Source organism: Natronosalvus rutilus (genome assembly GCF_024204665.1).
GTDB lineage: Archaea > Halobacteriota > Halobacteria > Halobacteriales > Natrialbaceae > Natronosalvus > Natronosalvus rutilus.
Genome location: NZ_CP100355.1, coordinates 819,839 through 844,051, shown reverse-complemented (window position 1 = coordinate 844,051; position 24,213 = coordinate 819,839). Strand labels below are relative to the sequence as shown.

Annotated in this window: 25 protein-coding genes, 2 tRNA genes and 1 pseudogene; 14 read left to right on the top strand and 14 right to left on the bottom strand. The window is 59.9% G+C overall.

The window, feature by feature from the left end; genetic code table 11:
* Window positions 1-92 precede the first annotated feature (92 nt).
* Window positions 93-166 (top strand) — tRNA-Phe (locus NGM29_RS04140).
* A 281-nt stretch (window positions 167-447) separates the two neighbouring features.
* Here NGM29_RS04140 and NGM29_RS04135 read toward each other — a convergent pair.
* On the bottom strand, window positions 448-861 hold the full coding sequence (locus NGM29_RS04135; protein WP_254159140.1) for a DUF7344 domain-containing protein: 414 nt from the start codon (window positions 859-861) through the stop codon (window positions 448-450).
* A gap of 729 nt (window positions 862-1,590) precedes the next feature.
* Here NGM29_RS04135 and NGM29_RS04130 point away from each other — a divergent pair.
* The 3 genes from NGM29_RS04130 to NGM29_RS04120 all read left to right on the top strand — a co-directional run bounded on the left by NGM29_RS04130 (window position 1,591) and on the right by NGM29_RS04120 (window position 4,651).
* Window positions 1,591-2,808 (top strand): hypothetical protein, encoded by a 1,218-nt coding sequence (locus NGM29_RS04130; protein ID WP_254159139.1) that lies wholly within the window; start codon window positions 1,591-1,593, stop codon window positions 2,806-2,808.
* Between the two features lie 259 nt (window positions 2,809-3,067).
* On the top strand, window positions 3,068-3,514 hold the full coding sequence (locus NGM29_RS04125) for a hypothetical protein (RefSeq protein ID WP_254159137.1): 447 nt from the start codon (window positions 3,068-3,070) through the stop codon (window positions 3,512-3,514).
* 66 nt (window positions 3,515-3,580) lie between these two features.
* On the top strand, window positions 3,581-4,651 hold the full coding sequence (locus tag NGM29_RS04120) for a hypothetical protein (protein ID WP_254159135.1): 1,071 nt from the start codon (window positions 3,581-3,583) through the stop codon (window positions 4,649-4,651).
* On the opposite strand, the gene NGM29_RS04115 is transcribed toward NGM29_RS04120, so the two are convergent.
* Complete coding sequence (locus NGM29_RS04115) at window positions 4,648-5,667, bottom strand: tyrosine-type recombinase/integrase (protein ID WP_254159134.1); 1,020 nt, start codon at window positions 5,665-5,667, stop codon at window positions 4,648-4,650. The two genes, NGM29_RS04120 and NGM29_RS04115, sit on opposite strands and share 4 nt — an antisense overlap.
* Window positions 5,668-6,079: 412 nt before the next feature.
* Here NGM29_RS04115 and NGM29_RS04110 point away from each other — a divergent pair, with 412 nt between their 5' ends.
* Window positions 6,080-6,940, top strand: coding sequence for an aldo/keto reductase (locus NGM29_RS04110; protein WP_254159133.1), 861 nt, complete (start codon window positions 6,080-6,082; stop codon window positions 6,938-6,940).
* 623 nt (window positions 6,941-7,563) lie between these two features.
* Here NGM29_RS04110 and NGM29_RS04105 read toward each other — a convergent pair.
* Window positions 7,564-8,016: an RDD family protein gene (locus NGM29_RS04105; protein ID WP_254159132.1), complete on the bottom strand. Its 453-nt coding sequence runs from the start codon at window positions 8,014-8,016 to the stop codon at window positions 7,564-7,566.
* Between the two features lie 324 nt (window positions 8,017-8,340).
* Between NGM29_RS04105 and NGM29_RS04100 the strand changes: the two genes are divergently transcribed.
* Both NGM29_RS04100 and NGM29_RS04095 read left to right on the top strand, forming a co-directional pair.
* A complete protein-coding gene (locus NGM29_RS04100; protein ID WP_254159131.1) occupies window positions 8,341-8,937 on the top strand; it encodes an OB-like fold-containing membrane protein in 597 nt (198 codons plus the stop codon).
* The gene (locus tag NGM29_RS04095) at window positions 8,930-9,448 is read left to right on the top strand and encodes a metal-dependent hydrolase (RefSeq protein WP_254159130.1); all 519 of its coding nucleotides are present in this window, start codon (window positions 8,930-8,932) and stop codon (window positions 9,446-9,448) included. The genes NGM29_RS04100 and NGM29_RS04095 overlap by 8 nt, the downstream gene beginning before the upstream one ends.
* A 237-nt stretch (window positions 9,449-9,685) precedes the next feature.
* Here NGM29_RS04095 and NGM29_RS04090 read toward each other — a convergent pair whose 3' ends face one another.
* Both NGM29_RS04090 and NGM29_RS04085 read right to left on the bottom strand, forming a co-directional pair.
* Window positions 9,686-10,996, bottom strand: a complete 1,311-nt coding sequence (locus NGM29_RS04090; protein WP_254159129.1) for a PQQ-dependent sugar dehydrogenase — start codon at window positions 10,994-10,996, stop codon at window positions 9,686-9,688.
* Window positions 10,997-11,143: 147 nt separating this feature from the next.
* A complete protein-coding gene (locus NGM29_RS04085) occupies window positions 11,144-12,463 on the bottom strand; it encodes a DUF2238 domain-containing protein (RefSeq protein ID WP_254159128.1) in 1,320 nt (439 codons plus the stop codon).
* A 391-nt stretch (window positions 12,464-12,854) separates the two neighbouring features.
* Here NGM29_RS04085 and NGM29_RS04080 point away from each other — a divergent pair, with 391 nt between their 5' ends.
* Complete coding sequence (locus NGM29_RS04080; RefSeq protein WP_254159127.1) at window positions 12,855-13,397, top strand: hypothetical protein; 543 nt, start codon at window positions 12,855-12,857, stop codon at window positions 13,395-13,397.
* Window positions 13,398-13,555: 158 nt separating this feature from the next.
* Window positions 13,556-14,116, top strand: a complete 561-nt coding sequence (locus tag NGM29_RS04075; RefSeq protein WP_254159125.1) for an NUDIX domain-containing protein — start codon at window positions 13,556-13,558, stop codon at window positions 14,114-14,116.
* A gap of 93 nt (window positions 14,117-14,209) precedes the next feature.
* On the opposite strand, the gene NGM29_RS04070 is transcribed toward NGM29_RS04075, so the two are convergent.
* Complete coding sequence (locus tag NGM29_RS04070; protein ID WP_254159124.1) at window positions 14,210-15,007, bottom strand: alpha/beta fold hydrolase; 798 nt, start codon at window positions 15,005-15,007, stop codon at window positions 14,210-14,212.
* Window positions 15,008-15,545: 538 nt separating this feature from the next.
* Between NGM29_RS04070 and NGM29_RS04065 the strand changes: the two genes are divergently transcribed.
* Window positions 15,546-17,105, top strand: coding sequence for a Cdc6/Cdc18 family protein (locus tag NGM29_RS04065; protein WP_254159123.1), 1,560 nt, complete (start codon window positions 15,546-15,548; stop codon window positions 17,103-17,105).
* A 1-nt stretch (window position 17,106) separates the two neighbouring features.
* On the opposite strand, the gene NGM29_RS04060 is transcribed toward NGM29_RS04065, so the two are convergent.
* The 3 genes from NGM29_RS04060 to NGM29_RS04050 all read right to left on the bottom strand — a co-directional run bounded on the left by NGM29_RS04060 (window position 17,107) and on the right by NGM29_RS04050 (window position 18,741).
* Window positions 17,107-17,547, bottom strand: coding sequence for a hypothetical protein (locus tag NGM29_RS04060; RefSeq protein WP_254159122.1), 441 nt, complete (start codon window positions 17,545-17,547; stop codon window positions 17,107-17,109).
* 104 nt (window positions 17,548-17,651) lie between these two features.
* Window positions 17,652-18,131 (bottom strand): CopD family protein, encoded by a 480-nt coding sequence (locus tag NGM29_RS04055; RefSeq protein WP_254159121.1) that lies wholly within the window; start codon window positions 18,129-18,131, stop codon window positions 17,652-17,654.
* A gap of 58 nt (window positions 18,132-18,189) precedes the next feature.
* On the bottom strand, window positions 18,190-18,741 hold the full coding sequence (locus NGM29_RS04050; protein ID WP_254160400.1) for a metal-dependent hydrolase: 552 nt from the start codon (window positions 18,739-18,741) through the stop codon (window positions 18,190-18,192).
* 142 nt (window positions 18,742-18,883) lie between these two features.
* On the opposite strand from NGM29_RS04050, the gene NGM29_RS04045 reads away from it, so the two are divergent.
* Complete coding sequence (locus NGM29_RS04045) at window positions 18,884-19,765, top strand: polysaccharide deacetylase family protein (RefSeq protein WP_254159120.1); 882 nt, start codon at window positions 18,884-18,886, stop codon at window positions 19,763-19,765.
* A gap of 66 nt (window positions 19,766-19,831) precedes the next feature.
* Here the strand turns inward: NGM29_RS04045 and NGM29_RS04040 are convergent.
* Window positions 19,832-20,371, bottom strand: a pseudogene (locus NGM29_RS04040) (deoxyuridine 5'-triphosphate nucleotidohydrolase); the annotation flags it as partial.
* An 85-nt stretch (window positions 20,372-20,456) separates the two neighbouring features.
* Window positions 20,457-20,663 (bottom strand): dodecin family protein, encoded by a 207-nt coding sequence (locus tag NGM29_RS04035; RefSeq protein ID WP_254159118.1) that lies wholly within the window; start codon window positions 20,661-20,663, stop codon window positions 20,457-20,459.
* 157 nt (window positions 20,664-20,820) lie between these two features.
* Here NGM29_RS04035 and NGM29_RS04030 point away from each other — a divergent pair, with 157 nt between their 5' ends.
* Window positions 20,821-21,102: a hypothetical protein gene (locus NGM29_RS04030; RefSeq protein ID WP_254159116.1), complete on the top strand. Its 282-nt coding sequence runs from the start codon at window positions 20,821-20,823 to the stop codon at window positions 21,100-21,102.
* Window positions 21,103-21,343: 241 nt separating this feature from the next.
* Here the strand turns inward: NGM29_RS04030 and NGM29_RS04025 are convergent, their stop codons facing one another.
* The gene (locus NGM29_RS04025; protein WP_254159115.1) at window positions 21,344-21,739 is read right to left on the bottom strand and encodes a DUF7522 family protein; all 396 of its coding nucleotides are present in this window, start codon (window positions 21,737-21,739) and stop codon (window positions 21,344-21,346) included.
* A 320-nt stretch (window positions 21,740-22,059) separates the two neighbouring features.
* Window positions 22,060-22,132, bottom strand: a tRNA-Pro gene (locus tag NGM29_RS04020).
* A gap of 84 nt (window positions 22,133-22,216) precedes the next feature.
* Between NGM29_RS04020 and NGM29_RS04015 the strand changes: the two genes are divergently transcribed.
* A complete protein-coding gene (locus NGM29_RS04015; RefSeq protein ID WP_254159114.1) occupies window positions 22,217-22,471 on the top strand; it encodes a pro-sigmaK processing inhibitor BofA family protein in 255 nt (84 codons plus the stop codon).
* Window positions 22,472-22,536: 65 nt separating this feature from the next.
* Here NGM29_RS04015 and NGM29_RS04010 read toward each other — a convergent pair whose 3' ends face one another.
* A complete protein-coding gene (locus NGM29_RS04010) occupies window positions 22,537-23,265 on the bottom strand; it encodes a DUF7504 family protein (protein WP_254159113.1) in 729 nt (242 codons plus the stop codon).
* A gap of 152 nt (window positions 23,266-23,417) precedes the next feature.
* On the opposite strand from NGM29_RS04010, the gene NGM29_RS04005 reads away from it, so the two are divergent.
* Window positions 23,418-24,077: a metallophosphoesterase family protein gene (locus NGM29_RS04005; protein ID WP_254159112.1), complete on the top strand. Its 660-nt coding sequence runs from the start codon at window positions 23,418-23,420 to the stop codon at window positions 24,075-24,077.
* The last annotated feature ends 136 nt before the right edge of the window (window positions 24,078-24,213 follow it).

Here is a 24,213-nt window from a genome sequence, read left to right as displayed (position 1 = left end):
ATCGTTCGTAGCGGCTATCCAACTCACTCCTCCGCCGTCGCTCGAGCGGCATTCGAAATCCTTTTTTATATCATCGCCGGAGGTAGGAGTGAGCCGCCTTAGCTCAGACTGGGAGAGCACTCGACTGAAGATCGAGCTGTCCCCGGTTCAAATCCGGGAGGCGGCATCCTTGTTTCGGGTCGAACCACAATCACCGGACAGCGTTGCGATTGACCCGATTTCGACGGGAAATCGTCGGGAGATTTGAACCCGTCACAGCACGCGACCTCGCGCTTGCTTGCGTTTCACGTCATTCGACGTCCGAGAGTGTACTAAATGAAGTTGGATGAGTGAAAGTGGACGACTCGCGCGCGCGACACCCGTTCCACGTTGATAATCGAGACGACGCAAGAGCAGGCGATCTCAGCGGTGTTTCAATGTAATGCCCTACAATGTATCCTATTGACCCTAGATCGTGAGAGACGCGAATGTGCTGTCGTCTCCGCAATGAGTACCTTGAATGATTTGACGATTATTCCGAAGAGGTTTCCCGTTCAATAATTGGGGGGGGAGTTGTGATTCTAATTTTTGAAGATTCTCTGTCGGATCAATGATACCGCGTGATTGGTCGTACTCAATAATATTGGTTTCTGCCAATTTCGGAATGTGTACATGATAAAGCGAAATATGGATGTCCATGATTTTGTCCCCCGAGATTTCCGTGATTTCATCGTCATATTCTCGCACGGCAATTTCATTCGTGAGATCCGATAACGTCAACTTCTGCTCATGGGCCAAGAGCAACTCAAGAATCGTGCGCCGGCGGTGATGGGATAGGAGATTATATAACGCGTCCGCCGATAGACGTTCAGGATCACCCATGGTTGTGCCGAAGTACGAACCGCACCGACTTAGTTTTGTGTGATAATTAGGGTTGATTCGTCAATTTCCGATGGATGACTGAGGCGTACTTTACTGACGTCTCTTATGCGCAATTTGCAACGCTCACCATTCTAAACAACAAATCGGAACTCTTGAATTCGATCCCCCCACTATTCCGGCGCACCGAATCACGCTCAATAGTATACTCTCCTTCTTACTGCGGGACCTACATTTTTCAAATCCCGGTTTTTGTCTCCATTCTCCTTCGAGGGCGCGTTAGCAGCAGGCGACGTAAGCAGTTGGAGGTGCTGGTGCCATGTCATCCATCGGAATGACTCTCCCCCCGCTTAGACGTCAAGCATCTTCTTCTCCCCCCATTTAACCTATTTAGGAACGTCTGGGGTAGACACATGTCAAGTGTGCTGTTGCGTACCATGTCAACTCTTCGACCCAGAGAACACCCCTATTTTCTGTCGAGTGATACAGGCGGGTCTAATTCGTATAATGTTATACAATGGATCGAACAACCATTGCGCTCGGAGCAAAAACGCGTGACGAACTTCGAGCGTTGAAGACCGGCGGACAAACATACGACGATGTGCTTCACGATCTAATGAAGCAATATCGAGAGGAACGCCTGGAGGAATAGATAATGGTGAAAACCGGAATTCCATGCGACACTTCGCGTTCACTTCACCTAGGCCTTGTCATCCAAAAGCAGGTGCCAACATGACTTGGGGTCTAGCGGATGATAGAACGGGAACCACGAACCAGCACACCAACGTCAATATCGAGGACTACAACGTTCGCGGTGATGTTCTCGAAAACTTTGACGAGCGGATGTGGCACGTAACTGAGGCAGTGATGTCCGTTCATGCAACATTGTTCATCAATGGCATCGAGAGTTGTTTCGGGTTGATTGTCGAAGGACCATCGGGAGCAGGCAAAACCACTGCGCTGAAACCGTTCGAAGGTCTGCACTCGCAGTTTTACCGCTCGGACGAGGTTACACCAGCATCGTTCGTCAGTCACGACGCCTCAAGAGACAAGGACGAGTTGGCAGATGACGATCTCATTCCTCGAATCAAACACAAAACACTACTGAATCCAGAGATGGCGAACTGGTTCGGTGGCGATTGGGGGGTTAGAAAGGAAAAGATGGCACGTTTAGTCCGCGTGATGGACGGAACCGGTTTCACGAGTGACTCAGGAACCCACGGTCGTCGTGGGTACCAGGGTGATTATCGGTTCAATTTCATCGGTGCGACCACACCGCTAAAGCAGCAGGATTGGGAGATGATGGGGCATACGGGTAACCGATTCCTATTTGTCGAGATGCCAAGTCGAGACGAGGAGGACGTTTACCGTAATATCGTCTTTGGTGAAAGTGAGTACGGGCAAAAAGTGAGCGAAATGACACAGTCTATTCAGCATTATCTCGATGATCTTTGGTCAGATCATGGCGGTCCAAATAGTGTTGACTGGAAGAAGACGCCCAACGAGAATGTTGGTGAGGGATTGATGTATCTCTCGAGGTTAGTCGTTCACGCTCGAGCGCCTATGGGCGGAGAGTGCGAAGATCCAGGACGGATAACAGACATGATGAAAAATATCGCGCGAGGTCATGCCCTTCTATATAATCGTCGTCAAATCACGATCGACGATCTCGAGATTTGTGGCCGTGTCGCGTTGAGTACAGTCCCGAAAAAGCGTCGTGACCTCCTGCGTGAGTTGTTACAACTGGATCTCGGTGAGCGTCTCAAAACGCGTAATGTGATTGACCGGCTTGGGGTTGCTCACGAGACAGCAACAGACCGAATGAATACGCTTGATTCTCTCGGTCTGGCATATCACGATACTGAAACAGTTCAAGGTGGTCAAACGAATGTTATCGAACTAAACCCCGAGTTCGCTTGGCCAAAGGGATTACCCTTCCCGGATTCGTAATCCAAAGTGTCGTTTGTCAAAAGTTTCGAGTGGTAACGGGTACGGGCGTTCACATCGAATCAAACGTGTGGCATAGATGAAACCTATAAACAACTAAACGCATGAATGCGTCGGGTTCATCTCTTTTAATAAAGGTTTGGAATACGTTGGGGAACGCGTCCCCACGATTGGTCTAAACTTCATCAATATGATACATATGGGTGCTCAGAGGCGAAGATTAACTGCTACAGTCACATATCATTGACTCCAATAAAAACTCATGGAAGAACCCGAGCGCCCCGATCCCGACGCCGATGCCAGCAAAATTCAGGAGTGGATGGACGAATCATTTTCCCGATCGGTTGCCGAGGGAATGGAATCGGCACACAACGATACCGTGACGGTCGAGATAATCGATTACGAACAAGACGAGGTCGTCGGGACTATTGACACGGATGGAAACCTTGAAACAGAGAGCGAGGCGCTCAGAAACGTCTCCCAGGCGTATATCGACCAGGGTATTCCCTTACTCGTCCCAACGGTTTACGAAAACAATGAAGGGGAGACGATACACGCAGATGCGGAGGTGTTTATCGAACCGGAAACGGAAGGGTTCGTGCGAGCATTTGTTGACGAGCTCCCGAGTCCTTATGATTGTGAGATGAAAATCCTCAGCAGTTTGCCCACATTCTCACTGGAAGAATCTACAGAAAACCACCAATCCTGAAAAGAGTGAAATTGGGTAACGGTTCTACCCATGAGCATATTTTATGTAGATTTAGTTCAAATTTCGATGAGAATGATCGAGCAGGACGAAGACCCGCACACAGTCGCCATCAGGTGTGTAATCCCATTCACTCCAAGGGTTGAAGATTCTATTTCTAATGAAGAAAATGCATACAATATTAATATCGATGGGATAACAGCACAGTTGCGATTTAAAAGGATACCTAATCAAGCGGGAGGGGCAAAGATCGCTGGAACAGTAGAAGCAGATAGACTTGGCAAAATATCATATGCCGAGGTCCAAGTTTGGTTCGGCGAAGAATTCATCAGCACGACACCCAATAATTTTGAAGCATCAACTGTGGTAGACAAAATGGAACATGCTTGGGGGTCTAATATCGCCTCAATGGATCCAGAGGCGGAATATTATATAACCAGTGCTGTCAAATACATCAACAGATTTCTTGAAGTGTACAAATCTGCGTCTCACGCATACTGGATTCGACCACTGAGTGTTGAAGAGATAATGGAATTTGGGATTCGTATTTTTGAGGATGATGAAAATTATCGAGAAATATCTAGGACGATAACCCCCTCAGAATTTCAAGGATTTGGCGGTACAATATCGAATGATTTGGATGAGAAATTGAGGGTGAAATTAATTAATGAATCACCAGTCAACCCTTACCAAAAACTGGATTTGGATGCATTAGATAAACTGAGTACTCAAGAATACGATTTAGCCGTGATTGCATCATACCGATTTTTAGAATTTTGGGTGAAATCCGCTGTTGAGACAATTTTAGATGCTAATGGATGGTCGCAGAGCAAGATAGACGATAAAATCAAAACTGATGGCGAGTATGATAAATTCAACAACATTTGCTACAATCATATACCCGATCACATTGGATTTGATTATGTTGGCACAAGCGAATTCCAACAATTCAAACAAGAGGCCTATGAGTTGAGACACGAAATTATTCACGAAGGAAAAAGCGCGACACCACAAGAAGCAAGTGATGCCTACGCTGCATGCTCACATGCCCGCCAACCATTACTTGATGAGTTCGAGAACCAACTTCGTGATACCAATTTGTACTCAATTCCTGTGTCTGATTTAGATGAATCCGATTAAACGTTTTCAAGATACGCACGTCGTTGCTCCATCTTCACTTGTTCCGACCGTTTGTCGTAGTGGATATCCAAAACATCCATGCCCACGTTCATCCGATCGCTCACGACCTTCTCGGGGATGTCGTTCGACAAGTGGTGCGTGATTGATCCACGGCGAACATCGTGAGGACTCACATTCGAGGGACACTTGCTGTAATGCCCGTAGTTCGTCGCTTCGCATTCACCCGGGTCACGACCAACAGGACAGTCAACACCGTAGAAGCAGGGGCGAGTGACAAAATACACTTCATCACGAACCGACGAGCCCAGTATCCGGCCGTTCTCCGTCGTTAGCAACGGTTTACGTCCGTATTCATCGGTAACGTCGTGGCGATTGTGGTCGATCCAGTCATCGAGGACACGACACAACTCCGAGGTCAATGCAACGAGACGTTCCCCTTCCTCACCGTTCTTCAACGGCGTATCGGAGTTAGGTCGGTGTTCGAGGAGGATCGATCTGTTTTCGGGATCGTAGTCGGTAACATCGATCGAGCGTAGTGCCCCGAGACGCATTCCCGTTTGCCAGAACAATTCGATAACGACGTGGCGACGTGAGGCGTATTTGAAACGCCGTAAGTACGACAGCAGTTCGTCGGCATCGTCACCGTCGAGGATACCGTCTGCTTGTTCATCGTGCTTCTTCAGGACGGGCATCACGATTTTATCGTGTAGTCCTTCGGTGACGGCATCGATCGACTCACACCAACGGATGAATACACGGAGCGCATCGAGGTTGCCTTCTAACGTGATGGGTTTCAAACTCCCATCGTCCCGCCGCCACGTTTTGAATTGTTGCAACTTCCGTCCGGTGAGGTCGTTCATATTATCGAGTCCTTCGACGTTATCACACCAACGGATGAAGTGTTTGAGACGGTAATGATACCCGTCGAGGGTGCTTTGCGACACCTCGTGTTTCCTCGCGTTGAGGTACATTTCCTTCGCTTCAATAGGCGAGATGGGTTCGAGCGTTTCGTTCATAGTTGAGTCCGAAACGCAGGCAGAGACGCGGGGTCGTCGCGTGTTCGAGCTGTCCCCGGTCCCCGCGAGCGCAGCGAGCGGGGAAGCGAGACGCCAGTCTCGCGTTTTTCAAATCCGGGAGGCGGCATGTTTCTACGGTCGACAACGCGAACGAGCGCTGCGAGTGAGCCGTCGGCCGTGAAACTGCACCCGACTGGATTTGAACCCTAGAAGTCGCAGCGCTCGAGCGAAGCGAGAGCGACCATCTTCCTTCGGTTCAAATCCGGGAGGCGACATCCCTTTTTCACTCGTATCAGAAGCGATTCTCACTCGAGCAGCCCCCAAGTTCGATAGGTCGTGGCACGACCTCGGCGCTGAGAACACGGCAAATGACCGCCCAACGGTTATCCCGCCGTGGACCGGAGACACCGACGTGAGTAGTGACTCGATCACAAACGAGAGCGATACGTTCGAGATCGGCGACACGACCGTCCACCGCCTCGGGTTCGGGGCGATGCGTCTCTGCGGCGACAACATCATTGGTCCGCCGGAGGACGAGGAGGCCGCCCAACAGGTCGTTCAACGCGCCGTCGACTGCGGCGTCGACTTCGTCGACACGGCGGACTCCTACGGCCCCGGCGTCAGCGAGCGACTCGTCGGTGAGGCGCTCGGCGACCGTGACGACGTACTCGTCGCGACCAAGGCGGGGCTGCTCCGCAACCGCGAAGGCGACTGGATCGCTCACGGTGACCCGGACTACATTCGCAACCAGGTGCTCACGTCGCTCGATCGACTGAGGACCGACGCCATCGACCTCTACCAGTTCCATCGACCGGACGACGACACGCTGTTCGCGGATTCCGTGGCGGCCTTCGCCGAACTCAAAGACGAGGGGCTCGTTCGCGAGGTTGGCCTCAGCAACGTCTCTCCGGAACAACTCGACGAAGCGCGCGAACAGGTCGAGGTCGCCACCGTCCAGAACCGGTACAACGTGAACGACCGTTCGTCGGCGGACGTTCTGGAGGTCTGTGTCGAGAACGACATCGGGTTCATCCCGTGGGCACCGATCGACGGCGACGACCTCGAGGCACACGGCGACCTCCTCGACGAAATCGCAGCTGAACACGATGCGACGCAGCGCCAGGTCGCACTGGCGTGGTTGCTCAAGCGAGCCGACGTCCTCCTCCCGATCCCCGGCACGTCGGATCCGGATCACGTCGAGTCGAACGTCGCGGCGTCGCAGCTCTCGCTCGCGGACGACGAAATCCAGCGGCTGACCGAGGCGGCCGGCTAATTGACCTGACGAGTTCCGGCGGGGAGCGGCCGCCGGCGAGCGTCGTCTCGTTCCCTTAACGTGCTCGCCGACAGTGCGACGTGAACGTCGAGCACTCGAAGGTCTCGAGTAGCGATGCGAGCGACGAGCGTTCGACTAAATCAGGGCTGGCGCGCCCCTGGATACCGAAATCTGCCACCGAGGTGACGTGTCGCCGATCGTCGAAGACGACGATATCTGATACGCGGGTAAATCGCGAGACGGAGGACGGGGTCGCCGGCCAGGATGGCAACGACAAGGACAGCGACCGATCCAGCACGACTCGAACGGACGAAAATCGAAGAGAAACCAAAGAATACACCCCGTCACCGCTATCGGTGAGGGAGGCGACGAACCCAAGCCTCCTGGACTCGAACGACGACGAACGTTGCTCACCAGCGTTGTGACGGACGTACGGAGGTCGCTACCTGAACGTCATCCACGGTTCGAGAGTCATCTCACTCGACGCTCGAGAATCTCGCCCGTTAGGGAGGAGTGGATGCAAACTCCGTTCTGCGTCGAGAAGGAAGTAATCACCAAAGGTGGCTCTCGACACTCGGTTGAGGCAGACGACGTTCGACACGCGATCACGTCGATACTCGCGGTTAATCGGCCCCGACAACGACTGTCTTGGCTGCGAGATCGCCGATACGCTGGTGGTCGCCCGTCGCGTACGCCGAAATCACGCCGACGACGTAAAACACTGGCAGGACGTCGATAATTCGCAGAAGGTTTCGCAGTATCGCCGACATCCACGTACACCGCGTGCCGTCTTTTCTGACGACGACGATGCCCCGAGCGCGCTTGCCGACCGTCTGTCCGAAGTACCCCTCGAACGAGGTTTGATAGAGCACCAGTGCGACCGGGGCGCCGAACTGTAAGGAGACCAGGAGGCCGCCGAAGCCACCGAGCGGCCCGTCGAGAAATACCGTTCCGGCGACGTAGCCGAGGATTCCGACGATCACCGCCACGAGAATCCCATCGATGAGAAGCGCCTCGAACCGTCTGTCTAACACGCCGACCCGCTCGTTCATATCAGGTGATGGATACCTATCCATACTGTACCGATCTTACGTATATTATTTAAATATTATGGCAGCATCCAATTTCAAGAATGCAGACGAACCGGTACGGAGTGCCCGATCAGCGTCGCTCGGTTCCGAGAGATGGCGTTCGCACCAAGTTCACTCCCCGGCGGAATACGGTCGGTTCACATCGATAGCGCTGGGCCGTTCTGGTCAGTTCGTATTTTCAACGGGGTTACGTCGTTTCCACCGTCCTCTCGTTTCGTTCCACCGTTCACCCCTCGTCGCGAGTCCTGCGAAAAGCGCTGAGAGGGACGGAAGGAAGACACTTATCGACGCTCAGACGAAACGGGTACCATGGCAGAGCCACACGGCCAGCTCGCTCGCGCTCTCGCCGGGTTCGTTCTCCTCGCCCTCCTGGTCGGCTGTTTGCTCGTAGCGGGTACGACATCTGACGAACTCCTGGAAAGTGAGTCCCCCGACCAGATGGACGTGCGGCAAGACCGGGCGGCCTACGTCGGCGAGCAGGTCGTCATTGGCGGCTTCGTCGTCGAAACCGACCCCGTCGTCGTCGCGACGCTCGCCAGCGGTCACGGTCGCTTCACGCTCGTCGACGTCGACGAGCGGATCCTGGACGCTGACGAGCCGCTCGAGGTGAACGACCGCGTGAACGCGTTCGGATACCTCGAGGACGAGTCCACCCTCGTGGTCGAGCGAGCGGTAACGCGTGAACCCGCCGATGCCGGCTACCTGTACGGCGTTTCGATGGTTGGCGGGCTCTGGATCGTCGGCCGACTTATTCGGCAGTGGCGTCTCGATCCGGCGGCGATCGCGTTCGTACCGCGAGGGGCCTCGGAGCGAGCAAGCGCGTCCGACGATTGCCCGTCCGACAGCGATCAGCAACACGAGCAAACTGCCCGACCCGCTGAGGACGACGGTGATCATCGTGGCTGATCTATTCACGCACCTGCTGGTCGGGTACAGCGTCGGAACGCTCCTCTCGTTTCGATACGAGCGGCTGCGTCCGGCACACGTCTCGCTCGTCATGGCCGGCGCGGCGAGCCCGGATCTGAACCGAATCGAACTGGCCGTTTCGGACGGGTTCGTCGCGGGCGTGTTCGGACTCCCGTTTTCGTGGGAGCCGTTGCACACCCTCGTCGGATCCGCGCTCGTAACCGGCCTTCTCGTCCTGCTAGTGGCGTCGGAGCAGCGCAAATGGGCCGTCGCGCTGGTGGCCATCGGCGTCGTTTCACACCACGTTCTCGACCTGCTGTTGATCACCCCGACGGGCCGGTCCTACGCCGTCTTCTGGCCAATTCTCGAGTACCGGGTTCCGTCTGGGGACCTCTATCAGAGCATCGATCGGTGGCCGGTCCTCGCGTCCGGGTCGTGTGCTGCGCTCCTGTGGGCGGTTCGTCGGCGCCGCGACACTGCCACTTCGGAATCGGAGACACCACCCGGCTGAGAGATACGGACTCGAATCGTGCTGACGACGCTCCTCGAGAAGCGAGGAGGCGAACGACTCACGAGAAAACAACAGTCGAGACTCGAGTGCGTTCCAGTCGAAATCGGAGACGACGGTCGGTCAGGGGCTACGTTCCACGGGTCGATGCGCGTGCGGTTAACGGCGTGACCGCTCTCCTCGAGCGGATTCGGACGGAGGCTCGAGGCGGCGAGAACCGAAGAAACCGGCAGGAGCCGATCACCCGGCCGAGACGATCCGAAAGAGTCCACCTCCTTCGGATCCCGTCCCCAGCACGTATACCTCGCCGTCCTCGTCACGGCCGAACGAGAGCGCTCGCGTGAGTTTCTCCGCGTCGGCGATCTCGAGGGCGGCGGTCGGCCACAGTCCGTCAGTGTCGGCGTCGTCGGGAAGACCGGCGACGAACAACCGGCCCTCGGGGATGAAATCGCCGAAGACGTAGCGCCCGTCGAGTTCTGGCAGCGTCGACCCGCGGTAGACGTAGCCGCCGACGACCGAGACACCGCTGATCGGGTCGCCTTCGTGTGGGTACTCGACGATGGGATCGCGAAGCGGTTCGCCGCCCCGAACGTCATCCGGCGTTCGGTCCGGACAGTCGTCCGTTTTGTAGCAGTGGGTCCCCTCTTTGACGTTCCAGCCGTAGTTGCCCCCCTTCTCGACGAGGTTCACCTCCTCGAAACGGTTCTGGCCGACGTCCGCGACGTAGAGGTCCTCCCCGTCGAACGACAGGCGCCAGGGGTTCCGGAATCCCCACGCGTAGTGCTCGTCGAGCCCATCTTGTCCGACGAGCGGATTGTCTTCCGGGACGACGTAGCCCTGATCGTCCGTCCGGGAATCGACGTCGAGACGCAGTACGCTCCCCAGCAAGTTCTCGGTCACGTCCTGCCCATTCCCGCCACCTGGACCGTCGTACCAGACATCCTCGGGGGATTCGCCGCTGTCACCAACCGAGACGTAGAGGTGCCCGTCGGGGCCGAACGCGAGGTCTCCGCCGTTGTGGAGGTCTCTCGGTTGCGGAATCTCGAGAATCGATCGTTCCGAGTCGCGTCGCGCTCGCGTCCCGTCCTCGGTCACCTCGAACGCGGCCAGGACGAACGTGTGACTGTAGTCCTCGGGCATCCCCTCCCGAAGCGGCGCGCTGTACCGGACGAACAGCCGACGGTCGTCCGGGAAGTCCGGGTGTAGCGCAATCCCGAGCAACCCTTTCTCTCCCTCTGTCTCGACCGTGTCGCGGAGGTCGAGAAAGAGCTCGTCCTGCAAACCGTTCGGCCCGTGACGCAGAACGCGACCGTCGCGCTCGGCGATGTACCGCTGGTCGGTGCCGGGGACGAACGCGACGGCGAGCGGCGCGTCCAGTCCACCGACCGTCGTCTGGAGACCGATCGCGTCCGGTAACTGGGCGGTCGTGTCGAGTGTCGTGCTCGATTCGGGCGATTCGGTGGCGGACGGTGATGCACATCCGGCGATTCCGGTCGCCGCACAGATGGCCGCACCCGCGAGGAACTCGCGTCTGGCAGTGAGGGGACCCATAGGACGTTCGTACGGTTTCGAGGGAGAAATACGCCTATTCGAGAAACGATGAACTAAATTGCCACTCGACTGTTAACAAATCCGACTGGTGGCGACTTCGATCAGATAAGTCGGAGCGAGACAGCCGGGCCATTCCGGTCGGTCCGATTAGCCTTCCGTTTTCCGCCCCGCGTCACCTGACTCCAGACGGTCGGCGAGTCGAGAGGAGAGGTCGGTGAGGTACACCCACCCCCAGGCGGCGACGAGGACGGCACCGACGAGGTCGTAGAACAGGTCCCCCACTGTGTCGGTGATCCCGTGCTGGGCGAGGATCACCTCGTAGCCCGACCACCGACCGATCAGGCCGAGGGCGAACTCCATGAGTTCCCAGACGACGCCGAACGCCAGGACGAAGATGAGGATGAAGACGAACAGCATCCGGTTGGGCAGGTAGACCGAGTCGGTGTGCAGGTCGATCGCTCGAACGACGGCGTAGCCCGCGCCGGCGACGATGGACGCCGAGAGGGCGTGGGTCAGGCTGTCCCACTGCCCGAGAAGCCCGTAGAGCCCCGCCGATCCGAGCGCGTGGAGCAAGACTGCTCCCGTGATCCAGACCACGAGTTCCGGCTCAAGCGGCGTGCGGTAGTTTCGCTCGAGAATCGCCGGGAGGGCGGTGATCGCGAGGGCGATGCTCGCGTTGGCGATGGTCGTCACGTCCCGTGCGGAGAGACCGTAGAGGAGGACGACGACCAGGGCCGCCTGGAGGAGCCAGGCCACGCTACTGATCGTCCGTTCGGGGACGTCGAATCGACCTCGAATCAGCGACGGCGTGCTGTCGGATTCCTCGCCACAATCTGGAGCCGAGCGGTCGTCAGGGGCACCGGAGGGGTCCCCATCGCCAGACATCGGCGACGGCTGTACCGGGTATCGATTGAAGAGGACTCCGGCGAGCAGTCCGGCGACCGCGGCGTAAACGAAGTCCATCATCATCGCATGGTTGGCCGCGTCCTCGGAACGGCCGGTGAGAATGTACGACGTCTCGAGCACCACGTCGGAGAGCCAGAGGACGACGTTCCAGGTCGCAGCGACCGCGAGCGTCGTGAGGACGACCAGTGCGATTGCGAACGAGCGAGTCATCCGAACCGCCGTGAACCGATCGATCTCGGCGACGAGCACGAGCGCGACGGCAGCGACGGCGACGTACGTGGCGATCGACGTCAGGAACGTCTCGCCGAGGACTGTCGCGTCGACGACGGGAATCGCGACGAGCACCATCAGTTCCCAGGACGGCATCGCGAACGGGTTCCGGCGCGAGGCGGCAGGCAGGAGGACGATCACGATTGCGAGTCCGGTGAAGACGAACCACCGGTACGACGACTCGAGGGCGTGAACGGTGGCGAGTACGGCGAGGAGGCCCACGACGAGCCAGCCGATCGCTGCGTTTCGACGAGAAGCCTCGAAGGGATCGCCGGATCGATTCTCCTGCATAGAACTTCGTACGTAACCGACTGACAAAACGTCGCATCCGGAATAGTATGCATGGCTATCTGGCGACTCGGTACGCCTACGCTGTTTGTACCGATTCAGTACGCCTGCGGACGTCTGGACCGAATCAATACGGTCTACCGACATCGCCGGGCACGCTGACTTCGTCATTCTTCTGAGTGAAGGGAGTGAGCGTTCGACCGCTCGAGGGACACCGTCGGTGGATCACCTCGATTGAAGTAAAATCCGAACGAGTCTCGAGCGGCGCCCACCCTGGCAGAAGACGACGGCATCCTCGTACCCTCGTCTCTGCGGTACAGGTCGACCACCTTCCGGAGTCAAAATTGTCACTGTAAGGGTCTTCCGCCATCCGTCTCGGGCCCCAATAGGGAGCATGAAGCTCGCACACGTCACGCTTTTCGAGGACTTCGGCACCCGTTCGGTCACGATTCACGGACTCATGGTCGTCGCGTTCGTCAACGCGATCCTGGCCGGCCTATTCCTCGAGGGACAGGTGGGCCTCGTTTCGTTCGTCGCGCTCCTCAACGTCACCGCCGGATTGTGGGTCGCACACTCGATTCACTCGCTCGGCAACGTCGCTGCCGGCGACGAGTACAACGGCGTCCTGAACGAGCTTTTCGACGTCGGCGACGGCGACTCCAGTCGCGGATTCGACACCGGCCGGTTCGGTCGGCTACTCGGACTGATCGCGGTGGTGACGGCCGTATCCTTGCTGACCTCGGCGCAGGCTCTCTCGGGAACGGTGCTCTCGATTGCCGTCGTCGCCCTCGGCGGGATTGCGCTCGTGACCGCAATCATCGGCTTCCTCATCGCGCTCGGAGCGTCCTACGACGGCGCCCAGCGGGAGACGGCCGCGAACGTGGAGCGGTACACTGAAGCGACTGACGTCGACGGTGGGCACACCACCGACCAGTAAGACCCACCGTGTCGCGTGATCGGGCACCACAGATGCACAGTTGAGACGAGCGCGCTCCATTATTCTCGCCCGTGCACGGCACTCCAGGCGACTGCCTTCGGTGAAGGTACTCGTCGTCCAGAAAACACTCTTGTCCGTACCCCGTCATTCGCGTTCGTATGGGCAACGAGCCGCCGACGTTCTGTCACTACTGCGGTGGGGGACTGACGCCAGTCGACCCACCGACGGTCCATCGCTGTAACGCCTGCGGAGAGCACGTCTTCTACAACCCGAGCCCCTGCTCGCGGGTGGCGGTCGTCAACGGAGAGTCGATCCTGCTCGTGAAGGTCGACCTCCCGGAGCGCAACATGTGGGGGACGCCAGGCGGTATGGTCGAAGCGGGCGAGGATCCGAACGAAGCAGGCGCTCGAGAACTGGCGGAGGAGACGACGCTCACCGTCGATCCGAACGACCTCGTGCTGTTCGACGTTCGGACGTTCGCGAAGTTCGAAACGATCCACAAGACGTACCTCGTCTACGCAGTCGACGTCGCGGACGTCCACGGAACGCCGCGAGCCGACGACGAGGTGGCCGCTGCCCGGTTCTGGACGCCGGACGAACTCAAGGCCGCTCGAGACGAACTCCTCACCAGCTGGCCAGCCGAGTACCGGGATCTGCGGTGGTGGATCGACGGTGCGCAGGCGGCCCTTGGTCGGAACCGTGACAGGGATCGGTCGTAGATGTAGAGGGCGGACGACGAGACTGGGTGGCGAGACAGAACGGCGAGGCAAGGTCGCGAGACAGAACGACGAAACAGGACGGCGAGCACTCAATTACCCGTGCCGAGAGAGAAACACCCGTAGCTCCGCGAGTGCCGCCTCGTACTCGTCGCGAAAGACGCAGTGTCCGGCGCCGGAAACGTGGACGAGTCGCCCATTCGACAGGGCCGCCGCTGCCTCGAGGTCTCGCACTCGACGGGACGTCTCGGCGTCGGCCTTCAGCACCAGCGTCGGACAGGTGATCTCCGCGAACGCGTCCTCGAGGAGTGGGTACCCGGACCGCGCGATTTCGGCGCTGTGAGGGTGAAACTCCTCGCGAGCAACGGCGAGGCGTCGGGCGAGGGATTCGTCGCGATCGTCGAACGCCGCCATTCGTTCCTCGAGGGACTGGCTCGCCCATTCGGCACACCGTTTCTCGACGACGGCGGCCCGTTCCTGGGGGCCGAGATCGGGGTCACCGTACATCCCGGCCGGATCCTCGAGGACGATCGCTCGCGCCAGGTCGGGGTGGGTCGCGGCCGTCCACGCGACGGTCGAGCCGCCCATAGAGTGGCCGAGCAAGATCGGCCGCTCGAGGCCGAGTTCGTCGACGAGACCGCGAAGGTCGGCCACGCGGTCCTCGATCCCGTACCCGGTTTCGGGCGCGTCGGATCGACCGTGACCGCGCGCGTCGTACGCGATCACCTCGTTCCCCTCCGCGGCGAGCGCCGCCGCGAGCCGTTCCCAGCAGCGGCCGGTGTCGTAGAAGCCGTGAGCTAGCACTATCGGCTCGCCTTCGCCGGTGCGATAGTACTGGAGATCGACGCCGTTCGTTCGAACGGCCCCCGTCGACCAGCCGTGCAGAAGCTCCATAGAAGCCCCAATAGGTGGCAACGAGAAAAACGGTCCGACCGGCGGCACGCGAACAGGTGTCTCGGCACTACTGAAGGTCGCCCGTCAGATCGATACCGCTCGAGATTCGCCCCAGTCGAACGGCCTCACCAGGGACCGTTCCGGGACCGAACGTCGGTTCCACGCGAAGAAGGGGTATCGGCGATCGATTTGGACGAAAAATTGATCCGAACTGGTCGCTCGAGATTGAGCGAGTTCGACATCACGGAGCACCGGCCGAGACAAAACCGGCCCAAATAGTCCTGTATGGCCCGAAAAGAGCAGGAAGAGATTTTAGTCACGTGTCGGTCGACGAGACAGAAAGTGCCACGCCGAGGAACGTCACCTGGATTGAAGGGAAGCGTTTATTAGGGATGTATTCCTTTGGTTCGTTTGCATCAACTGGACGCCGGAGAACACGCGCTGTACTCAAATCGCCACTTGATCGGGGATATATGCCATCTACAGGCCGTTTTGGGTCGAGCGCTCCACACGAAATGAGGGGGTACGCGTACGACGAATGTCAGACGAAAAATCAGATACCACGGATTCGGGCCGTTCGGGCGATCGAGAGTTGCCGGCTGGCTTCATGGCAGACCTCGAGAGTGCCACCGAGGGCGAGGAGTCGAATCAGGGGCTGTTCGACGATTTGCTCAGTGGCGAACCGATTTTCGAGAACAAGGAAGTGCTGCGACCGTCGTACACACCACACGAACTGCCCCATCGAAGCGACCAGATCAACAAGATGGCGACGATTCTCGTCGCGGCCCTTCGAGGGGAGACGCCATCGAACATCCTGATCTACGGCAAGACCGGGACCGGCAAGACCGCGAGCGCGAAGTTCGTCAGCAAGGAACTCGAGAGCACCTCCCAGAAGTACAGCGTCCCCTGTGACGTCGAGTACATCAACTGCGAGGTCACCGACACGCAGTACCGCGTGCTCGCCCAGCTCGCCAACAAGTTCATCGAGGAGAACGAGGCGCGAATCGACGAGCGAATCGAGGAACTCGAGTCGATTCGAGAGGCCCTCGAGGAGACGAACGACGGGACGGACGAAGACGACGTCGACTGGACGAACGAGAACTCGAGCGAGACGGAAGCCGAAGCGTCGCCAGTCCTCGAGGACGAGTCGTTCGACTCCATCGCGGACGTAAACGAGGAGATCGCCTCGCTGGAAGCCGACCGAGAGGAGTTCGAGGAGGTTCCGATGACCGGGTGGCCGACCGACCGGGTCTACAGCGTCTTCTTCGACGCCGTCGACTACTCCGAACGCGTCGTCGTCATCATGCTAGACGAGATCGACAAGCTGGTCGAGAAGTCGGGCGACGACACGCTCTACAACCTCTCTCGGATGAACTCCGAACTCGTCAACTCGCGGGTGTCGATCATCGGCATCTCGAACGACCTGAAGTTCACGGACTTCCTCGACCCCCGCGTCAAGTCCAGTCTCGGGGAAGAGGAAATCGTCTTCCCGCCCTACGACGCCAACCAGCTCCGGGACATCCTCCAGCACCGTTCGGAGGTCGCGTTCAAGGGAGACGCCCTGTCGACGGACGTCATCCCGCTGTGTGCGGCCTTCGCCGCCCAGGAACACGGCGACGCCCGACGCGCGCTCGACTTGCTCCGGACCGCGGGCGAACTCGCCGAGCGCTCCCAGGCCGAAACCATCGTCGAGGAACACGTCCGCCAGGCCCAAGACAAGATCGAACTCGACCGCGTCGTCGAGGTCGTCCGCACCCTCCCGACCCAGAGCAAACTCGTCCTCTTCGCGATCATCTCGCTCGAGAAAAACGGCGTCCACAGCATCAACACCGGCGAGGTGTTCAACATCTACAAGCGACTGTGCGACGAGATCGACGCCGACATCTTGACCCAGCGACGGGTGACCGACCTCATCAGCGAACTCGACATGCTGGGCATCGTCAACGCCGTCGTCGTCTCGAAGGGGCGGTACGGCCGAACGAAGGAGATCAGCCTCTCAGTTCCGCTCGAGGAGACCGAGGCAGTCCTCATTTCGGACTCGCGTCTCTCCGACATCGACGACGTCCAGCCGTTCGTCCAGGCGCGCTTCGAAAACTAGCTCACCGTTCCTGGACCGGTTCTTTTCCCTCGATACGCGCCCAGCCGATCGCGTCTAGGACGATCACACGGTCGCCGTGTTTGACGTAGACGCCGTTGTACTCCCCGTCGCGCCCGTCGTAGTACGGAAGCGAGCGCCGAATCGCATCGACGATTTCCCAGGAACCGTCGCGCTCGAGCGTGACGTGTTCCCACTCCTCGCGGGCGTCGTTACGGACCGCGCGACGAATCGCTCGCGAGACGCCGGGCAGGCGACGAAGTCGGCGGCTCGAGCTATCGACGACGGTCGCGTTGCGGGGAACGTCATCGACGATTCGCGCTCCGACGTCGGCCTTCGACCGGGCCTCGGGATCGCGTCTCCCGGCGGATCGAAGGAGATAGCCAGCCGCGGCCGCGGAGCCAACGAAGAGAAGCGACACGGCCACGTCCTTTCCTCTAATCATTATGAAGCTACCTAACAGTAACCGACTAAGTATCTTTCGCAAGAATGCATGGCATTGACATTTTCAAAAGGAGCCGTATCGGGGATAGACGGCAGCAGACGGCGCTACAGGACGTAGACAGCGCCCGAGGTGATGACACCGCCGATGACGAGCAAGACCAGTCCCACGACCGCTCCAGCCCGGAACAGCGGGAGCGCACGCTGAGCCGGTTCGCGGAGCTTCTTGCCGTTGAGCCCCGATTCGAGACGCTTCGAACCGATCTCGACCAGCGCGGCGAGGAGCAGCCAGCAGACGACCATGAGCACGACGAGCCGCCCGTTCGGCGAGGAGAACAGGCTCGGTTTGCCGACGCCGTCGAACGAGTAGCCGGTCCCGGCGAGGTGCCCGCCAGTGAGCAAGAGTGCGACCGCGCTCACGCGCGAAATCGTGGTGAGTCGGGTCGTAATTCCCTCGAGGGGCTTCGTCGTGTTGAACGCGCCGTCTCGGGCCAGCGGCAACACCACGAACGCGACGTAGAAGACGCTCCCGGCCCAGATTGCGGCGAACAGCAGGTGGGCGATCCGGGAGGCGATGTCCACGAGCATGTTCGCTCGGTCGGCGACCGAGCGTATCAGCGTTGCGACTCGTCGGCGTCGAGAACAGTCACTCGATCCAGTCCGGGACCCACTCGACCAGCCGCCGTCTGAAGAGCGCGTACGCCAGGGAGACACCGACGCCGGCGGCGATCAGCCACCGAACCGGCCCCGAGAAGGCGACGAGCGCGGGAACGGCCAGCACCGTTGCGAGGAGGGCGTCCTCCGGTGCGCCGTCGTACCGGATCAGCCGTCGCGGCCGGATCCACGCCCCTCGAACGTGGTCGTAGACGGCGCGGTCGCTCGGATTCCGCCAGGGGTCCATCTCCGGACCCCCACCCAGGGCGTCGCTGGCGGCGTGGACCCAGGCGCTGACGACGCAGGCAGCGATACCCGCCGTCATCGCGGAAGGCGCGACCGCCGCGAGTCCGACGGCCAAACCGGCGGCGAGGAGTCCGAAGACGGGGAAGTGAAACGTTTTCCGGTGGGTCAACACGAGGTCGACGTCCGGGAGGAGGCCGCCGACGACTGCGCCGAGAGCGAGCGGCGTCGCGAGTTCCGGGACGGCGACGGCCGCAGGGGCCACGAGGGCGAGTCCGACGAAGACGTGCGTCGTGGCCATCATGCTCGGACGGAAGGGGTCGGTGCGTAAAAAGGGCGGCCACCGTCGACCCGCTCGTTCGCCCGGAACGGAGACCATACGCTCACCTGACGATAGAGTAGCGTGTCGATAATTATCACTGGGAAGAAAGTATCGCCGGAACATGAGCCTCATTGGAGACGGACAGTTCGTCGTTCGAGACTTCACGTTCGATGCGTACGAACGACTGCCCCAAACCCTGAACGAACGGGGGTACGAGACGTACTCCGTAGCGTCGTTTCTCGAGACAGAGACGGTCCCTGAACGGTACGCAATCGTTCGCCACGACGTCGACCGGCGGCCGAGAATCGCGCGCTCGATGGCTCACCTCGAGTCCGAACACGGCATCGAGGCGACCTACTACCTCCGTACGTCGACGTTCAGTCCCGAGTTCGCGCGAACCCTCGTCGACCTTGGCCACGAGGTCGGCTACCACTACGAGGACCTCGCACGAGCGAGGGGAAATCGGGAGCTCGCCTACGAGGAGTTCGAGCGAAACCTCGAGCAATTTCGCGCCCACGTCGACGTGACGACGGCGTGTTCTCACGGCAGTCCGCTCTCGCCCCATCTCAACACCGACATGTGGGACGACGCGCGGCCACCCGAACGGTACGGCCTCAACGGGACCGCCTACGGCTCGATCGAAACGGACGACACGGATCCGCGGAAGCCGACGTACGTCTCGGATACCGGTCGCCACTGGGGCGTCGTCGACTCGACTATGGGCCGCATCGACACTACCGAGGACCTCATCGACCTGCTCGAGTCGGGTGTCTGTCCGCGGCTGTACGTCCTCGCGCACCCGAGCCGGTGGGCGCGCTCGCGCGGCGAGTTCGTCGAGCGAGTGAGCTGGGACGTCGCCGCCGAGGCCGGAAAACGAGCCGTGGTGCCGCTCCACCGGGCACAGGGGCGCGTTCGCTCGGCCGCCGACGAAGCAGTTCGAGCGATGAGTCGGCCGGTGGCGATGTCGAGAAACGCGCTCGGAATGACGACCAGGAAACGGTAGCAGCGTGCGCGCGAAATCGGCTCGTGTGTTGGGGAACTCAGCGACTGGTACCGAGAACGCCCAGAATCAGAGATGTTCCCCCTGGTAGCTCCCGTCGTACGTCTCGGCGTGATCGGCCTGCGCGAAGACGAGCTGGGCGATCCGCGCCCCGCGCTCGAGTTCGACGTCGTGGTGGACCTGCAAGAGCCCCTCGCCGCGACCCTCGTAGCCCGCGTCCCAGACGGCCGTGTTGAGCATACACGAGTTTCGCATGAGCGACGAGCGCGGGTAAACGAACCCGACATGTCCCTCCGGGATCCGAATCCGCTCACCATATCGGACGATGTAGGAACCGACCGGTAGGTAGTACTTATCTGGGTCCTTGCGCTCGAGTTCCTCGAGGGGGCGGGCGACCCGATCACCGATCTCCTTGTCGTCACGGGTGATCCGGCCCGGCTCGAGCTGGTCGAAGACGACGTCGACGGTGAGGTCCACGCCGTTGGGCTGTACCTGTTCGTCGATCGCCGGCGAAACGTGCTCGGCGACGAACGCACCAGAACGGAACATAGTATCGAAGAGGCGGTGGCGGTGAGAAAAACGTGTCGCGTCGCGATGGCCGGTCGCTCGGCTCCCATCGGCGTTCGAGCCGACTGGTCGTCAACCGGCCGTCCCGCCTCGAGGCGTCGGCGGACGACGCACCCCTCGAGTGCGACTACGAGTGCTCGACCGGGAACGCGATCTCCGTCGTCGCCTTGTACTCCACGATTTCGCCGTCCTCGACGTTGGCCGTCCAGTTTTCGACGTTGATACCGGAGATGTCGTCGACCGTCTGACTCGCCTCGCGAAACGCTTCTCGAGCGGCTTCTTCCCACGACTCCTCTGACGTACCCATCACGCGGATAACTTTGACTGCCGTCATGGCACTCGTCGTACCACCGTCGCACTGATAATCCCTACTCGCCCTTGCGATGACGTTCACGCCAGGTGACTCGTCTGCGGAACGTGATGGCGCGGGCAGTGAACGGCACTGCGTGGCTGGGTGAAGGGTTCAACACGCTCGCGGGAGTACCCCGTCTATGCCAGTCGAAACTGATTCTCGACCGCGGGCGGACGGGGGTTCAGATTCCGGCGACAGCGACGACAGCCCGGTCACCCCACAGGCGATTGTCGATTCGATCCGAGCCGCACCCGTGCCCGTCGTCAACACGCAGTACCTGGCCGGCCAGTACTCGACTTCGGTCGAGGAGATGCACGAACAGCTATCGGCCATGGTCGAGGATGGAACGCTCGAGCACCTGTACGTGGAGGAGCGGTGGCACCTCTGGTGGCTCTCGCTCGAGGACGAGCTAACGGAGTGACGCGACTCGTCCTCGGCACAGGAGTTGCACAGGGGGCGCCACCTGGTGATGATCGTCGCATCAGTCCACGATCGATTGCGTTGTAGTCCGGTGAAGGGAGAACTCGCACTAGCGGGTTGAGGACAGGACCACCCATCAGGAATTACGGCCGGGTCGGACGTTCTCCTTCCTTCAAATTCGGACTCATTACGCCGCGTCGTTCGCGGGTTTGTTCGCGACGAGACCAAATAAGGAGGGTCACTCACTCCTCAGTAGTGTCACCCGTATGCGTTACCAGGACCGATTTGAGAGCAGTGGTGAGTTCTTCGAACCGATCCATCGACATTGAGTCAGTCGTCACCCAGGCACCATAGCGGTCGTGAATAACGCGTGTCAGATACCCGTATTCGAACATTCGAACAGTAGCTTGGTACTCACCCAACTGCGTATCTCGGTATAGCTCGTCCGCTCGAAAGCCGTTCCGTTCCAACTCGGCGAACCCAATGAGATCAGCCGTCCGATCGAGATCAGACCGGAGGTAGATTTGCTCAACCTGATCCTCGGTGAAATACGTGATACTTCGTAATTCATCCCCGACTGCCGTCCGACATACGCTGAGTATTGCATCTGCGAACGCTGACTCAAGTCCGTCGCCCATGGTAATATATAACACGACATCTCGCGCTATAAGTGCTAGTGGTAGAGAGTACAACTTCGAGGTCATCTCCGGGTTAGCCTGGCGAAGCATCCGCTGGGCTCGCTGGGCGCCACGAGTTTGACGGAAAGGGCCACCAATACCGCCCCGGTCGGTTGAGGGCCGACGCTGGTGGAGGTGAAAGTGGGAGTGTGATGACTCGATCCAAATTAAGAGGTGGGACCGCCCGGATTGTGAACCACGGTCGGAGCGGAGTTCCTCCCTAGTTCAAATCCGGCTTTTCACGTTGGCGTCGCTCGCGGGATTGCTCGCGACGACAGAAGTGGGACCGCCCGGATTTGAACCGGGGTCACGGGCACCCAAGGCCCGAAGTATACCAGGCTAACCCACGGTCCCGTGTCCGTACTTCTGGGCGTGGTGCGTAAAGGCTTTCGTTTGTGAATGGACGCGCTTTTCACCTCCGGCGGTGTGTCAGCCGACATGGTCACCGGCCTCGAGATCCTAATCCTCGTCGTCGCTCTCGCGTTCGTCTTCGGCGCGTCGCGACTCATCGACACCGTTCGGCCGCTCTTCGCCAACGCGGTTGCCGGGTTGCTCGTCCTCCTGGCCGTGCAGTGGCTGTTCGTCTTCGAGATTACCATCACCCCGATCGTCCTCGTGATCGTCGCCCTCGGCGGGGTCCCCGGAGCGCTACTAATCGTGTTGCTGTCGATTACCGGCGGCGCGTTCGTCTAGGGCGCCTCGAGACGACGTAGTCGCCGCTCGAGTGTTGCTTCGAGCGACGAACCGGATAGGAAAAATCAGTTCTCGAGCACGCGAGCGACGTCGTCGTCGGTCGCTTCGTCGAAGTCGGCCGGGTTGACCGTCGGCCAGGTCTCGTACTCGTCATCGTCCTCTTCGTCCGCGTCATCGTTGTCCCAGTTCGACAGCAACGCCGCAACGTCCTCGTCGGTCGCTTCCGGCAGGTCGTCCTGGACGCTCTCGTCGACGACCACCTCGTCGAAAATCGAACCGAACGTCGCGACGATGCGGTCCTCGTGTGCCGTCGGGTCGAGGTGGAAGTGAGCGATCGCGTCGACGCTCGAGAGTCGTTCGGTGAGGACGTAGACGAAGTGAAACACCTGCTTCGGCGGGGCGTAGCGCAGGAGCATGTCCAGGGAGTGAAAGCAGATCCGGACGTGGTACTGCTCGCACCACTGCTCGCAGAATTCGCTGATCGTGACGCCGAGGGCCGACAGATCGGTCGGGTCGTCGATCGCATCGACGACGAACGGGGCGGAGTAATCCGGCCCCGTGGTAGCCTCGGCTGCTCGTAGGACGTCGCCCACGGAGATGATGCCGAGTTTTGCCGGACCGTCGCTGGCCGTCGGCCGACAGTCCGTCTGGGCCCCGGCGAACGAGACGCGCAACTCGGCGACCTCCGAACACGACTGACAGAGGTCGTGGCAGGCGTCTACTGGCTGGTTCGTTTCGTGAACGAGGAGCACGTTCGACGGTGCCTCGATCGATTCGGGGATACTCGGTTCCATGGTGGCGTCGAGTCGACGTTACACGAAGGGTCACGGGCCCCGCTCATTACTGTTCTGGCCATTGACACCCGCGACATAACCGTTGTGGCTGGTTTCGTCCAGAACGTTCGCTCGCCCGCACATACATGTATCTCACGTCAATAGTGACAGCTATGCGGATTGGACTTTGCTCTGATGTGCACGGGAACCTCCCGGCGCTCGAGGCCGTCCTCGCGGACCTCCCCGACGTCGACGCGCTGGTCTGTGCGGGCGACGTCGTGGGCTACAATCCCTGGCCGGCCGAGTGCGTCGACCGGCTGCGGGACCTCAAGGTGCCGACGGTGATGGGGAACCACGACCGGGCGGTCGCCCGAGAGACGACGTTTCGGTTCAACGCGATGGCCGCGGCGGGCGTCGAACTCGCCCGCGAACGCCTGACCGACGACCAGCGGGAGTGGCTCGCCTCGTTGCCCGACGAGCGCCTAGCGTTCGACGACCAGGTGAAAATCGTCCACGGCCACCCTGCGGATCCCGACCGGTACACCTACCCGCGAGACTTCTCGCCGCGGTTGCTCGAGGACGAGTCGGTGCTGGTGCTCGGTCACACCCACGTCCAGCACGTCGAACGCTACGCCGAGGGCGTGGTCGTGAATCCGGGTAGCGTCGGTCAGCCGCGCGACGGCGACCCCCGGGCAGCGTACGCCGTCCTGGACCTCGACGCGCTCGAGGTAGAAACGCGTCGCGTCGCCTACGACGTCGAGCGCGTCCAGCAGGCCGTGGCCGAGGCGGGGCTTCCCGAAAAGATCGGGACGCGGTTGGCTCGAGGCGAGTGAGGGCGAACCCAGCGTGAATTGAGCGCGAACGGTGCGCGAATGGTGCGGTAGAGGTCACTCGGGACAAGAGGTCGGTCTATCTGGCCCGAGACGACCGACCGTTTCGGATAACTCGAGGAGAGCCCTGGCCCCTCCA

Coding starts and splice junctions, on each gene's coding strand:
- NGM29_RS04015 (WP_254159114.1), top strand. CDS start 22,217: ATGGTCACCGGCCTCGAGATCCTAATCCTCGTCGTCGCTCTCGCGTTC.
- NGM29_RS04010 (WP_254159113.1), bottom strand. CDS start 23,265: ATGGAACCGAGTATCCCCGAATCGATCGAGGCACCGTCGAACGTGCTC.
- NGM29_RS04045 (WP_254159120.1), top strand. CDS start 18,884: ATGAGCCTCATTGGAGACGGACAGTTCGTCGTTCGAGACTTCACGTTC.
- NGM29_RS04025 (WP_254159115.1), bottom strand. CDS start 21,739: ATGGGCGACGGACTTGAGTCAGCGTTCGCAGATGCAATACTCAGCGTA.
- NGM29_RS04115 (WP_254159134.1), bottom strand. CDS start 5,667: ATGAACGAAACGCTCGAACCCATCTCGCCTATTGAAGCGAAGGAAATG.
- NGM29_RS04120 (WP_254159135.1), top strand. CDS start 3,581: ATGAGAATGATCGAGCAGGACGAAGACCCGCACACAGTCGCCATCAGG.
- NGM29_RS04080 (WP_254159127.1), top strand. CDS start 12,855: ATGAAGCTCGCACACGTCACGCTTTTCGAGGACTTCGGCACCCGTTCG.
- NGM29_RS04055 (WP_254159121.1), bottom strand. CDS start 18,131: ATGCTCGTGGACATCGCCTCCCGGATCGCCCACCTGCTGTTCGCCGCA.
- NGM29_RS04130 (WP_254159139.1), top strand. CDS start 1,591: ATGACTTGGGGTCTAGCGGATGATAGAACGGGAACCACGAACCAGCAC.
- NGM29_RS04005 (WP_254159112.1), top strand. CDS start 23,418: ATGCGGATTGGACTTTGCTCTGATGTGCACGGGAACCTCCCGGCGCTC.
- NGM29_RS04065 (WP_254159123.1), top strand. CDS start 15,546: ATGTCAGACGAAAAATCAGATACCACGGATTCGGGCCGTTCGGGCGAT.
- NGM29_RS04100 (WP_254159131.1), top strand. CDS start 8,341: ATGGCAGAGCCACACGGCCAGCTCGCTCGCGCTCTCGCCGGGTTCGTT.
- NGM29_RS04105 (WP_254159132.1), bottom strand. CDS start 8,016: ATGGATAGGTATCCATCACCTGATATGAACGAGCGGGTCGGCGTGTTA.
- NGM29_RS04135 (WP_254159140.1), bottom strand. CDS start 861: ATGGGTGATCCTGAACGTCTATCGGCGGACGCGTTATATAATCTCCTA.
- NGM29_RS04075 (WP_254159125.1), top strand. CDS start 13,556: ATGGGCAACGAGCCGCCGACGTTCTGTCACTACTGCGGTGGGGGACTG.
- NGM29_RS04030 (WP_254159116.1), top strand. CDS start 20,821: ATGCCAGTCGAAACTGATTCTCGACCGCGGGCGGACGGGGGTTCAGAT.
- NGM29_RS04035 (WP_254159118.1), bottom strand. CDS start 20,663: ATGACGGCAGTCAAAGTTATCCGCGTGATGGGTACGTCAGAGGAGTCG.
- NGM29_RS04090 (WP_254159129.1), bottom strand. CDS start 10,996: ATGGGTCCCCTCACTGCCAGACGCGAGTTCCTCGCGGGTGCGGCCATC.
- NGM29_RS04050 (WP_254160400.1), bottom strand. CDS start 18,741: ATGGCCACGACGCACGTCTTCGTCGGACTCGCCCTCGTGGCCCCTGCG.
- NGM29_RS04125 (WP_254159137.1), top strand. CDS start 3,068: ATGGAAGAACCCGAGCGCCCCGATCCCGACGCCGATGCCAGCAAAATT.
- NGM29_RS04070 (WP_254159124.1), bottom strand. CDS start 15,007: ATGGAGCTTCTGCACGGCTGGTCGACGGGGGCCGTTCGAACGAACGGC.
- NGM29_RS04085 (WP_254159128.1), bottom strand. CDS start 12,463: ATGCAGGAGAATCGATCCGGCGATCCCTTCGAGGCTTCTCGTCGAAAC.
- NGM29_RS04060 (WP_254159122.1), bottom strand. CDS start 17,547: ATGATTAGAGGAAAGGACGTGGCCGTGTCGCTTCTCTTCGTTGGCTCC.